Source organism: Micromonospora sp. 15K316, assembly GCF_004348525.1.
Taxonomy (GTDB): Bacteria; Actinomycetota; Actinomycetes; order Mycobacteriales; family Micromonosporaceae; genus Micromonospora.
Genome location: NZ_SMKG01000172.1, coordinates 1 through 12691, shown reverse-complemented (window position 1 = coordinate 12691; position 12691 = coordinate 1). Strand labels below are relative to the sequence as shown.

Genomic DNA, 12691 nt, shown 5'->3' with positions numbered 1-12691 from the left:
GGTCGGGGAAGGGGCCGGCCCAATACCAGATCGTCGCGTGCAGCACGGCCTCGGAGTCGTCGGTGCCGCGGTCGAAGACCGGCACCGCGACGAGTTCACGCAGCAGGAGCACGTCGTCCGAGTCGAGCATCGTCGCGTTCGCCGCTGCTGCGTGCCGCGCCCACACCGGCCCCGAGTAGAAGGCCGCCAGGCTGGTCCGGCGCGATGGCATGTCGGCGAATCCGCGCAGCCATACGAACTGGTCGGGCCGGTCGAGGTCGCGGAACTGGCCCAGCACGGCCATTCCCGACTCCTCCTGGCTCTCCACGAACTCGCGGTCGATCAGGTCGATCAGCTCGTCGCGGCGTCCCGCACGCAGGGTGTAGCGGCGCAATTCGACGATCATGCGAGGATCCTTTGCAGAATGTCGGCGACGGTCGAGCGCGCGAGCGCCGCCCGGAAGGTGTCGGTCGCCTCGTCGTACAGGTCGGTGAGCACCGGCCGGATTCCGCGTCCGACCGGGCACTCCAAGTTCGGTTCGCCGTGGTGCAGGGCCAGCAGCGGCTCCGGTGCGACGGCCAGCCAGACGTCCAGCAACGTGATCTCCGTCGCCGACCGCGCGAGGGAGTAGCCGGCGCCGTTGCCGCGGCGTGCCCGCACCATGCCGGCCCGCTGCAGGTCACCGAGGCTGCGTCGGACGATGACCGCGTTCGTGTTGACGCTGGCGGCCACCTCCTCGGAGGTGAGCACCTCATGACCGCGCCGCCTGGCCAGTTCCATCCAGGCCAGGGCACGAGCCGCGATCGTCACCCTGCTGTTTGGCCACCACCCCGGCAGTCACGCCGACCCGTGTGGCAAAAGTAACCATCACTGCTACGTACGGCGGCCGTCGCGCGCCAAGCCCGGGTGTCCGTGGCGTCGAGCACGCGGTAACGGGTTCGCGCCCCTTGACATCCGGAGAAGATCATCAGAGCCTGTGGGGATTGAGACAACGTTGTCAACGGGGGAGCGAGGCCATCCCATGTCCGATTTCGCGTTGAGCCGCAGGCGACTCCTCATCCTTGCCGGCGCCATCGGCAGCGGCCTCGCCATCGCCTCGCCCGCCGACAGCGCCCAAGCCGCGCCGCTCGCGCCCACGTCGCCGGTCGCGGCCACCGACCCGGTCGCCGCCACCTACCACGCACTGCTGCTCGCCCACACGCGATGGTCGGAGCAACAGTGGGATCCGGCGCTCAACGCCTACCGTCTCGCGGACTTCCGCTTCGCGGTCGTCCTCGGCAACGCGGTCCTGCTCAACGCGCCCGGATACGACGCGGCAGCCGCTGGCGTCGACCGGGACACCCTGCACAGCCGCACCGTCGCCACCATCCGACGGTACGCGGCCACCAACCGCCTCGCCGGCGGCACCGAGTGGGGCCAGCGACTCTTCTGGGACAGCACCTTCGAGCTCTACTTCATCCTGGCCGCCCGGCTGCTCTGGGCCGACCTGGACGAGGCGACCCGCACCAACGTCGACCGCATCGCCCGCGGACAGGCCGCGTACGCCTCCGACCTGGGCACGGGTGACGACCCGCTCAGTGGCGACTGGACGCCGAACGGCCTGACCGGCGGCTGGATCGGTGACACCAAGCTCGAAGAGATGGGCGTCTACGCCCAGGCGATCGCGCCCGGCCTGGCCTGGGCGGCGGACGACGACCGCGCCGCCGGGTGGCGCGAGCGGTTCCTCACGTGGACGATCAACGCGACCGGACTTCCCCCCGCCGACCGCGCCAGCCACGCCGTCGTCGACGGGCGGACGGTCGCGCAGTGGAACACCGCCCACAACATCCACGACTCCTTCCTGGTCGAGAACCACGGCTCCTTCGGGCCGCACTACCAGGAAGAGCTCTGGCGTACGGCGGGCCGCACCGCAGCGCACTTCCTGACCGCTGGCCAACCACTCCCCGAGGCGCTCACCCGGCAACCCAACGGCGCTGAGCTGTGGCGGACCATGCGACTGATGGCCAGCGACGCCGGCGAACCGTTCATGCCGATGGTCGCGGACCGCTACCACCTGTACGGCCGCGACGTCCTGCCGCTGGCCTTCCTCGCGCAGGTCCAGGGCGACCGGCACGCGGCCCGGGCCGAGGCGGACCTGGCCGACCGGCTCATGCCCTACCTGAACTACCCGCCCGAGGACCGACTTACCAAATTCAGCGGCGAACCGAAGTACGAGCCGGAGGCGCGGGCCGAGGTCGCGATCAGCTATCTCTTCCACGCCTGGCGGGCCGCCAACGGCGGTGCCGTCCAGCCGGTCGACAGCACCACGTTCTTCACCGCGGCCGCCGGCACGAGGGACTTCGGGGAGCAGGCCGGCCTGACCGCCCAGCAGACCGCGACCGCCTTCGCCGCGGCGGTCAGCAAGACCGGCTTCGTGTCGTTCCTGTGGGCCCCCGCCCACGACAACTGGCTGTTCGACACGCGGGCCGCGTCGCTGCTGCCGAGGCAGTCCGCGCCCGTCCTCGGCCGCACCTCCGCCGCGTACACCGTGGCGCGCGACGGTGTCGACGCCACCGCCACCGTCCTGCGGGTCGCCGGCGGCACCGCCGGATACGCCACGCTCCCCACCGGCACGGTCGTGTACGCCACCACCGGCATCGCGGAAGACGAGGGCGTCCTCACCCTGTTCAACCTGGACATGCCCGGCGTACCCGGGCTCACCGGCACCCGCACCTTCACCGGCGAGCAGGGGTCCGTCACCCTGGCCGGACAATCGGGCCTCGGCGACGGCGGGACCGACCAGGTCAGCCTCCCGCCCCGGTCAGCCCGGTGGGTGCGGATGCTCGGCCAGGCCCCCGCCACCCAGTACGGCTACTCGCTGTTCGCGCTCGCCGTGCTCGACGCCCGCGGCGTCGACCTCGCCACCGGCCGACCCACCACCGCCTCGTCGGCCGACCCGGCCTACCCCGCACGAAACGCCACCGACGGCAACACCGGAACCCGCTGGGCGGTGGCTCGCGAGGAGCGCGCCCGCCCGGACAGTTGGCTCGCCGTGGACCTCGGCGCGCCGACGGACATCAGCGGCGTACGCCTGGACTGGGAGGCCGCCTACGGCACCCGGTACGTCATCCAGACCTCGCTCGACGGCGTCACCTGGAGCGACGCGGCGGTGGTGCCGGACCGCCCGACCATCGCCGGCTCCTGGCTGGACGTCGACGGGCGTGCCGGCCTGGTGGTCCACAACGGCCAGAACCCGATCAGGGTGACCGGCACCAACGTCACCCTCTCCAGCGGACCGGCCGCCGGCAGCACCCGGCTGATCGTCGAGGGGTACGCGGACGCGAACCACTCGGCCCTGGCCGCGGCGGCGTCCCGTGCACTGCCGAGCGGCGGGCCGGAGGCGTTGCGGGTCAGCGACGCGGACGGATACCTCAGCGTGTTCAACCTGTCCGACGAGGACATCACGACGGCCACCGTCACGCTCCCGCAGCCCACGACGCCGCGCCTGTACCGCGGGAGCCAGGTCACCGGATCCGGCACCACCGACTACCAGGTCGACCTCGCCGCAGCCACCGCACGCGTCGAGCCACCCCGGTTCACCGCGACCCCGGTAGCGCCCGCGAGGGCGGTCCCCGCCGGCACCCGGTTCGACGTCACCGACTCCCACCACCTCACGATCACCGCACCCGCCGGCGACATCGTGTCGGTACAGGTGGAGTGCGCCGCCAGCGGTGCCACCCGTCGGGTGACCGTACCCGCTGGTCGTAGCCGCGACGTCGAGTTCGCCGGTGCGCCGGTGACGCCGACCAGCGACCTCGCCCGGTCCCGGACGACCTACCCGACGTCGCCGCTGCCGGCCGGCATGACCGACCCGTCGGCGGCCGTCGACGGCGACCCGGGTACCTCCTGGGAGCCCGGTCCGACCGGCCGGATGGTGATCGACCTCGGAACGCGCCAGGACCTTGCCTCGCTCCACCTGACCTGGACCCCCGGTCGGCGCCGGCCGGTCACCGTGGCGGTCTCCGCCGACGGCCTCGACTACGTCGAGGTCGCCTCCGTCGGGCGTCCGCGCCCGGAATCCGACATCGCCGTCCGGACCTCCGGGCGCTACGTGGCGATCGCGGTCGCCGACTGGCGGCACGGCGACGCGCGGCTGACCCACGTGGAGGTCTTCCCGGCCTGATCCATCACCTCCACTCCACGTCGGAGCCGTCCGTGTCGGAGCCGTCCACCGGGCATACGCGGATCCGCGGTCCCAGCCGCGCACCTACGGGCCGCGGCGGAGGTTCCCGTGGTCGGCCAGAATTTGCCGGCCGATCCTGGGCGACGGCGACCCGCCGACGTTCCAGGCCAGCACGTCCGAAAGCGACCCGTGCCCACCTACCGCCAGCCCGGCACCGTCCTCACCGACCACCGCTTCGCTGTCCCGCTCGACCACGCCGACCCCGGCGGCGAGCAGATCGAGGTGTACGCCAGGGCAGGTCGTCGCCGTCGGCCGGGAGCACGACGACCTGCCCTGGCTGCTGTTCCTTCAGGGCGTCCCGGGTAACCGGAAACCGCGCCCGGAGGGCCGGGGCGGCTGGCTGGGCCGGGCGCTGGACGGCTACTGCGTGCTGCTGCTGGGCCAGCGGGCCACCGGCCGCTCCACCCCGGCGAACCGGCAGACGCTGCCCCGGCGCGGGGACGCGGCGGCGCAGGCCGACTACCTGGCGCAGTTCCGGGCCGACTCGATCGTGCGGGACGCCGAGCTGATCCGGCGGGAGCTGCTCGGCGAGGATGAGAAGTGGAGCGTGCTCGGGCAGAGCTACGGCGGTTTCTGCACCCTCACCTACCTGTCGTACCCACCGGAGGGGCTCCGCGAGGCCTTCGTGACCGGTGGCCTCGCCGGGCTGCGCAGCACGGCGACCGACGTCTACCGGGCCGCGTACCCCCGGGTGCAGCGGAAGGTCGAGGCCCACTACGCCCGCTACCCGGACGACGTCGAGACGGTCCGCGCCGTCGTGCGGCACCTGCGGGAGCGGGAGGTACGGCTGCCCGGCGGTGGGCTGCTGACCGCCGAGGCGTTCCAGGCGCTGGGCAACTGCTGGGCACCAGCAGCGGGTCGCACACGCTGCACTACCTGCTCGAGGACGCCTTCCTGGCCGGCGACGAGCTGTCCGACACGTTCCTCGCCCAGGTCCAGGGCCACCTCTCGTACGCGAGCGCCCCGCTCTACACGGTCCTGCACGAGTCGAACTACGGTCAGCGTTCGGTGCACGACCATGTGCGTGGGGCCGAACGCGGTGGTCGTCAGGTCAGTCAGGCCCGAGTCGCGAGCCACGACGTTGAGCTGCCGGTGCCAGGTGCCGAACTAGCGGAACAGGGTCCTCGTCTCGAAGCCAAGGAATGCTAGGCCGGCCTCGAGCGAGAGCGTCGCGATGTGGTCGGTGACTGGGCCCGTCACGTTGATGTCGTCACGAAGCCGGTTCATGATCGCGGTGGCGTTCGGGTCCCGGCCTCCGCGCCGATATCCGATGGCGGCGGCGAAATCGAAGGAGAGCCGTTGAACCCGGTCCCAGCCGTCCTGATTCGTCGCTTCCACCGGCACCACGTTGATGGACCTGCACGGCATCGGACCGTCCGGAGCCGCTCGACTGCTGGTCGAGGTCGGCGACATCACCCGGTTCCCGAACCGGGCCCACTTCGCCTCCTGGAACGCCACAGCTGCCATGACAGCGGGCCCGGGAGGACACCGGGGAACGACTACTGGCTCCAACGTGACCGACTCTCATCCCCAAGCCGGCTCGTCGGAGAAGTTACTTCGGACCCGCCGAGACCCAGAATAGAACTCTCCTCCCGGTGGTGTCTTGACACAGAGGGGAGCCAGAAGCGGATGCACCACACGATCGACGACGGATCGTCGTAACGGAACGTCACGATGCCCCGCCAAACCGGTCTTGCGGGTTTCGCTGAGTCCGCCGGTCGACTCGCGGACGGTTGAAACGTCGGGCGCGCCTCGCTCGTCTCATCGCCCGTCTGCACAACGCTGTGCACGATCAGCTGTACCCGGCTGTGCACGTTGACCCGTACACCGACACGTGCCCTTGACGTGGAAGAGGGGCCGAGGTAGGACGGTGGGCTGGACAGCATTCTGTCCAGCCCACCGTAATCACCGACGCAGCGCGTGCCCGGCGGGGCCCGCAGGTTGTGCCCTACCTCGACTGCGCGCAGGGCGTCAGGGAAGGCCGGTGACCGCCTGGTGGCGCATCGGTTCCTCGGTGCCCTCTCACTGGTCAGCCTTGCGCTGGCTGTCGTGTTGCTCAGCCGGCTGTGGTGGGTCGACCTCGACGAAGCCCCAGAGCCGCTCGATGAGTTGCAGGGCTCGCGTGCGGTAGCGGTCGGCGAAACCGCGACAGATTGCGGGTTTCGCGTGCGGGTACAGGTAGTGCGGCAAGGTGTCGTGGCAAACGATGTAGGAGTCTTGCTCGCGGGCCTGCGTGACGAGGGCACGCAGTCGTCCCGGACCGAGGTGCATCCGGTTGCCGGGGCGAAGATGCAGGTGTCGCACTGCCGCGACATCAGCCGTGACTTCCCGAGGACCGGATCTCCGACGTTGAGTTCCTCCTGCCGGCCGACGTCATCGGTGGAGTGGGGCGCAGGTTCCATGATGTCTGCCTCCTGAAATAGCTGAGGGCGCCGCCGTTAGGCGACGCCCTCTTCGTGGCATGGCTGGTAACGCTCGCGGCTTCACGCCGCCTGGGGATGGGTGCGGGCGGGCTGGAACCAGCCGGTGACCTGGTAGGCAGGCGTGCTCACTCGCGCGCGGCCTCGCGGTCGCGGTTGGGGGCGGCTGGCGGCCTGGTGAGCGCGGTGGGCGTCGCGTGCGGGTGGACATGGGTATGCCTGACCGGCGCAGCGCAGGTTGCCGCAACGGTCGGGCCAGTGCGGCTGGGGTTGGTGGGCGGCGGCGACGTCGCTGGCGAGCAGCCACAACAAGACGTCGGTGACGGCGCGCGGTATCGCGCGCCGGTGCGGCGAAACCATGACTGGTGTCCTTCCGGTACGAGTTCGGCCGATCCCATCGCTGTCCCCGCGGGCAGCGGCATGGGGTGACGAGGCCGGGCTCGCCGTAGGAATAGCGAGCCGAGATGCAGTGACGCTCGACTTTGCGTATTGATCAAGTCGTCGACACGGGGCGCGGGGGCGGGCGGCGTGGCCGGACCGCCGCGGTCGGATGGAGCTCACTGGCGGAGACGCCGTGGCCTGGCTCCGGGACTGCTATGGCTACACGCCACCGACGACGTCAGCGAATGTGTCACCACGGTGCAGTCGGTCGATGAGATCCAGCACCGCTCGGCCCCCCCCGTGTGCGTCCACGTACCGGCTTACCTGGCAGGCGGCCTTGGCATACACCTGTTCGTCGGCGCTCGCGGCGCGCAACCATTCCGCGCGGGTCACCGGTAGCGCGTCGTCGGAGGAGACCCGACACCGGTCGACGGTGCCGTCCGGCCGCAGGTATCGGGGAGCGTTCGACACCAGGACCGCCAACCCCTCGTCGAACCACTGCGGGATCTGCCCGGTGTGCGAGCCCAGCCGCTCGTGGAGTTCGACATGCGACAGCTCGTGTGCGGCGATCACGGCGACGATGCCGCGCGGGGACAGCATCACCGCGCGGTTGAGCACCGCGACGCCGCGTTCCCCGCCGCCCCCGATCCGCCCGTAGCAATCGGTGCTGACGCAGACCGGCAGCCGTGGCGCGCTCCGCCGACCGCCGTAGAAGTCACCGACCCGCGCGCTCGCCTCCCGCCAGCCCCGAGAACGCCGGCTCGTCGACCTCGCCCAGACCGCTCACGCCCAGCTCCTCCAGCCGCGTGTCCGCACTCATCACGTGATCCTTCCGCCTCGTCGTGTCGCGTAGGTGTGACAGGCGTGGGCGCGACAACTCATCACCAGGGTCCGTCGGCACGGCTGATCCGTTGGCGGAGCACGACGCGCGGTAGGGCGAGGAGGGCGCGGGTCCGCCGGAGTGGGCGCGGGTGCGCGCCGTTAGTGCGGGGGAGAACAGCAGGCGCAAACCGATCGACTTCTGTCCACTTGTCGACACTCGGTGGCATCGATGATCACCGAATAGTTGACTCCCGTCGTGATCTTAAAGAAACGGGGGTTTTCTATGCGACGACGATGGTTGGTGGTGTTGGCGGCGTTGGCCGCCACGGTTGGGTTCATCCTGCCCGGTGCTCCGGCACAGGCCCAGGAGCCGGAACCAGAGAAGACCTACAAGCTCGTTCCGTACGTGATCTCGGACCCGGAGCTGGTCAAGGACCCCGAACGGATCCGGCAGGAGTTCGCGGAGAACCTGAACCTCGACCGCCTCGGCATCCAGCCGGCGACCTCGGACGGGCCCTCAGCCTCGACGATGAGCCGTGCGCTTGCTGCCGATCCGGTGAGTTATGTCGTTGACTCGTCACGATTTCCCGGCGGCGCCAAGCCCGCCGACATCTACGACTACGCCACGGAAGAGCAGTGCAGGGAGCACCGGGACCAGGCGACCCAGGACGCCGGGTGGATCAAGAACCGCTTCTCCTACTGTCAGGAGCACGTCGTCTTCATCCCTGCAGTGGCGTGCGTCATCCCGCCCTACATCTCGTGTGAGGTCGAAGGGGAGTACATCTCGGTCAACACCCTGCGCGGGCAGGGCAAGGTCGGCGGGCACCTCAACGATCCCGCAAAGCTGCGGTGGGCAGACTTCCTGCTCGACGTCGACGTGACCGTGGCGACCGGGCCCTTTGCGCAACCGACCGCGAAGATGAAGGCCAGCATCGAGTGCGACGGCGGCTACCGAAATCCGACCATTCCGGTGGAGGAGGAGTACGCCTGCTTCCCGGGGCCGAACAAGAGCACCGAGAAACCCGTCCCGCAGTGGGCCATCGACGACGACGCCTACTTTGAGTTGCTCTCCGATGCGCGCGCACCGGATGCGGCGAACGGTGAGCAGATCGCTGTCGGCGAGTTCCACATCGAGTACGACTTCAGCATCCCGTGGCACTTCCAGTTCATGGACACCGAAAGCCCCAAGGGTGGTCTGCGCTTCGACAGCGCGTGGTACCTGAGCAGGGCATCGACCGACAAGCTCGGCTCGGTGTTCGACCGGGCCGTTCCCGGAATGTCGATGGACAAGGCTGACCAGGGCATCATGGGTGCCGCCGTGCACATCGAGGAGGCCCGCGCGAACCCGGCGGCGACTGTGCCGATCAAGGCCGGCAAGGTCCTCCACGGCGCCACCCCCGGCGACCCGCTTCATCGACTGCCCCGCGCGAAGAGCGCCGACCACCGGGCTCGTGCCGACCGCAACCGCACGGTGTCGACGAACTACTGCGCCACGGTCGCCATGCCGGCGCAACCGACGACCGGCGGGCCGTTCGACTGCGACGAGTATGCACTCGCATCCACCTACGAAGGCTCCGCCCGGTGGGAGTTCGAACAGGCGCCGCAGTACGAGCTCGACCACTCCGTACGCTGGGTCAACCGCAGCCAGAACCAGGAGGCCGGCCGACGCACCGGCCGTTGGTACGCGAACGACCGCCTTCTCGACCAGGATCCGTTCTTCATCACGATCGTTGACGGCGCCGACGGCGGCGGCGGCGGCGGTGGCGGTGGCGGCGGTGACGTCGACAACCCGCCAACGGTCAGCGCTGGACCGGACCGCGTGGGCAACGAGGGAGTACCCGTCATCCTGCACGGCGTCGCCAGCGACGACAACGGCGCTCCGGGCGTGGGCTGGTCGTACACCGCCGGCCCGGACGTCGACGCTGGGGCGGCGTGCACGTTCGCTGACGCCCACGCCGGAATCACCACGATCACCTGCACCGACGACGGCACCTTCACGGTGTCGCTGACCGCGAACGACGGCGTCAATGCGGCCGTCAGCGACAGCGCCACCGTCACGCTCCACAACGTCGCCCCGGCGATCGGCGGCACGGTGCTGACCAACCCCGGGACCAGCGCCGCGACGGCGGAGACGACGGACGAGGGCACCGTCACGCCAGACTCTTGGGCGGTGTTCCGGGCCGGCGACCCCGTTACCTTGCGGGTGCCTTTCGCCGACCCCGGCACCAACGACACCCACACCTGCACGGTGGCGTGGGACGACGGAACCAACGAGTCCGTGACCGGCCAAAACCATGCCTGCGAACGGACGCACGCCTTCGCGCACGCCGGCATGTACACCATCGCGGCGACCGTGACCGACGACGACGGTGGCACTGATCAGGCGGAGACCATGGTCGTGGTGTACGACCCTGAAGGCGGATTTGCCACCGAGGGCGGCATCCTGGAGTCGCCAGCGGGCGCACTGACCAGCGATCCGCAGCAAACCGGGAAGCTGCACGTCCAGTTCAACGTCAAGTACCAGCCCGGTGAGACGGGACCGGTTCCCGGCGGTGGCAAGGTCAGTGCCCGGCTCGACGGCAGCGACTTCAGCCTGGACTCCACCAGCTTGGAATGGCTCGTCGTCACCCCCAACGGCAGAGTCGCCGTCAAGGGCAGCGGCAACGTGAACGGTGACGCGGGCTACGGCTTCGTCGCCTACGGGGACGACGGCCAGGACAGCATTCGACTCGTGGTCTGGCCACTGTCCAGCGGCCAGATACCCGGGACGGCCAAGACCTACGACAACCGCCCCAGCATCGAGTACGACCTCGACCGGTTCGATCCTCAAGGGCTCGAAGCCGGATCCGTGATCGTACACAGTTGACCGACGCCGATGGTGGCGGCCGAACATCCGGCCGCCACCATCGGATGTACGTTCCTGATGCCTCTTCGATCCAGCGTTCGACCGCTGCATTTTTGCCGTCAACGCACCTCGCGCGACCTTGACGGATCGTCAACATCGTGCCCGGCCAGCCCGGCGACCTCGGCCGTCGACGTTAAACAGCCGCCTTGAAACGACATCGTGCCGCAGTGTTTACGGGCGGCGCGGCCACTGTGGAATTCCGTCCACCCGCGGCCGGGGCCAGGCGAATGGGGTACGTCTTCCTCGACCTCGACCCTTGACGGCGGCAGGCAGCCGGCCGGATATCGGATTCAGCAGGGCAGTGCACCAGCACCAACGCGCGTATCGCCAGGAGGCACCGAACTACAGCAAGGAGCCGGGCTGGAGCCTGGGAAACGTCGAGCGAGTGCTTGGCGGGTCCCAAAGGTAATCGGAGCATCGCGCGTGGAAACGCCGATACCCGACGGACCGACGGCAGCTCACGAAGCCTTCCTCACCCGGGGATACGCCCGCATCTGCTGGCGACGTCTGCAGTCGTTGCGGCAGTAGCCTTCACTGCACGTGAGAGCAGTCGGAACCAGGGCTTGGAGCGCTACGACCACTGGAGGGCGCCACCGTCGACAATCTTCGTCCGCGTCGGGTCGTCAAGCCGGACGGTGACATCGGCGAGCATGGCCGCCGTCCCGGACCAGCCGGTCTCGTCATAGCCCTCCTCCGCCATCCACTGCATCATGCAGCCATGGCGCGGACCATCGCGCAGGTCGACCACGAGCACGTCACCGCTTAGCGCCCAGCAGATCGGGACAGTGGCGGTGCAGAACCCGAACGACGTCTCCCCAGCCATGGTGGCATGTGCACCGCCCGGGCCGCAGCAGTCCTGGTCGGCGAATCGCGAGAGATCGGCGAACCTCTCGCGCACCCCGGCCACCGGCAAAGGCAGGTAGAACGGGGGGATCGGAGACCCAGCCCGGTAGTCGGCATCGTCGATGCCGTCCATCACTGCCCACCAGGCGACCAGGTCATCCGGCAGCGGACGCCCGATGGCCTCCTGCGTGAGGCGCGTCTCCGCCGTGCCCGCGGACGGGCGGATCGCCGCCGCGGTCACCGGCGCGTGTCGCGCCAACCAAGTGGCGATCCGGCGCCACGATTCCTCCACCGGAATGTCCACGCCACGGATCTTACACTTCCACTCCTCTATGTCCGCACGAACGAGCGACCGGAGTGGCGTGGCACTCCGATTCGCGGATCAGTCCGGCCCCTGCGGCGCGGCTTCGACCGGTGCCGAGCATCGGCGGCCAGCAGGTCGAGCGGCATGTAGCTAGATCGGCGTGAGACGGGGCCGCCTACCATGTGCCGTAAAGCGATGGCTGGATGAAGGCGCCCGGCGACGCCATGGTACTGGCGATGCTGGGCATAGGTGTCTAGTCCCACCACATGCTTGACGAATCCGTCCCAGCACATGTTTGACAGTTGGTCTAGGTTGTTGACACGACCTTGCGGGGTCGCTGTTGCGGTGAGAGAAGATCTCTGGTGGTTCGTGGTCCTCTGAAGGCTGCCACGCGGGAGCTTCGCCGGGTGCGCTCGATGCGACCCGCTGGTCCTGCGGATCCCTGTGACCTGGCCGAGTGGCGGGAAGCTATGGCTCAGGCGTTGGACGGTCTGGCCCGGGTGCTGCTGTTCGAGGCGGATCGCAGTGATGCTCGCGCGGAGGCGGAAGCTGCCCGTGCCGAGGCAGCGCGGCTGCGCGTGGCGTGCGTGTCGCATTGCCGTTGATCTAGGCATGCGGCCGGCTGCCGAATGTCGGGTCTCAGGACCTGCATGACAGATCTGTCTCAGGACGTGGGTGACACGTCCGGCTAGGGCGTGTCCTGTCGATCATGGAAGCCAGATGATGGCGGCGATGAGGACGAGGCTGGCCTGGTAGAGGGATGCGCGTTTGGCGTAGCGGGTGGCCAGGTCCCGCCACTGTTTGAGCCGGTTGAA

The 12691-nt window shown here is 69.5% G+C and carries 10 protein-coding genes and 1 pseudogene; 4 read left to right on the top strand and 7 right to left on the bottom strand.

Annotated elements, in window-relative coordinates; translation table 11 throughout:
- Together E1211_RS24480 and E1211_RS24475 are read right to left on the bottom strand one after the other, a co-directional pair.
- Positions 1–385: NIPSNAP family protein (locus tag E1211_RS24480; protein ID WP_132351348.1), on the bottom strand; the 385-nt coding region annotated here is incomplete at its 3' end.
- A complete protein-coding gene (locus E1211_RS24475; protein ID WP_256371333.1) occupies positions 382–789 on the bottom strand; it encodes an Rrf2 family transcriptional regulator in 408 nt (135 codons plus the stop codon). The genes E1211_RS24475 and E1211_RS24480, both read right to left, overlap by 4 nt.
- A gap of 211 nt (positions 790–1000) precedes the next feature.
- On the opposite strand from E1211_RS24475, the gene E1211_RS24470 reads away from it, so the two are divergent.
- Positions 1001–4141 (top strand): discoidin domain-containing protein, encoded by a 3141-nt coding sequence (locus E1211_RS24470; protein ID WP_132351346.1) that lies wholly within the window; start codon positions 1001–1003, stop codon positions 4139–4141.
- A 121-nt stretch (positions 4142–4262) separates the two neighbouring features.
- Entirely contained in the window at positions 4263–5312 is a 1050-nt protein-coding gene (locus tag E1211_RS24465; protein ID WP_207915496.1) for an alpha/beta fold hydrolase, read from the top strand.
- Here the strand turns inward: E1211_RS24465 and E1211_RS33530 are convergent.
- Positions 5309–5659: a hypothetical protein gene (locus E1211_RS33530; RefSeq protein WP_243709680.1), complete on the bottom strand. Its 351-nt coding sequence runs from the start codon at positions 5657–5659 to the stop codon at positions 5309–5311. The two genes, E1211_RS24465 and E1211_RS33530, sit on opposite strands and share 4 nt — an antisense overlap.
- Between E1211_RS33530 and E1211_RS33525 the strand changes: the two genes are divergently transcribed.
- The gene (locus E1211_RS33525) at positions 5553–5783 is read left to right on the top strand and encodes an IS110 family transposase (protein WP_243709678.1); all 231 of its coding nucleotides are present in this window, start codon (positions 5553–5555) and stop codon (positions 5781–5783) included. The genes E1211_RS33530 and E1211_RS33525 overlap by 107 nt on opposite strands.
- Before the next feature lie 440 nt (positions 5784–6223).
- Here the strand turns inward: E1211_RS33525 and E1211_RS24455 are convergent, their stop codons facing one another.
- Together E1211_RS24455 and E1211_RS24445 are read right to left on the bottom strand one after the other, a co-directional pair.
- Positions 6224–6505 (bottom strand): hypothetical protein, encoded by a 282-nt coding sequence (locus E1211_RS24455; protein WP_243709677.1) that lies wholly within the window; start codon positions 6503–6505, stop codon positions 6224–6226.
- 716 nt (positions 6506–7221) lie between these two features.
- Positions 7222–7620, bottom strand: coding sequence for a hypothetical protein (locus E1211_RS24445; RefSeq protein ID WP_132351344.1), 399 nt, complete (start codon positions 7618–7620; stop codon positions 7222–7224).
- 508 nt (positions 7621–8128) lie between these two features.
- Between E1211_RS24445 and E1211_RS24440 the strand changes: the two genes are divergently transcribed.
- A complete protein-coding gene (locus tag E1211_RS24440; RefSeq protein WP_165947338.1) occupies positions 8129–10690 on the top strand; it encodes a PKD domain-containing protein in 2562 nt (853 codons plus the stop codon).
- Between the two features lie 610 nt (positions 10691–11300).
- Here the strand turns inward: E1211_RS24440 and E1211_RS24435 are convergent.
- On the bottom strand, positions 11301–11876 hold the full coding sequence (locus E1211_RS24435) for an SMI1/KNR4 family protein (protein ID WP_132351342.1): 576 nt from the start codon (positions 11874–11876) through the stop codon (positions 11301–11303).
- Between the two features lie 707 nt (positions 11877–12583).
- A pseudogene (locus E1211_RS24425) lies at positions 12584–12691 on the bottom strand (IS5/IS1182 family transposase); the annotation flags it as partial.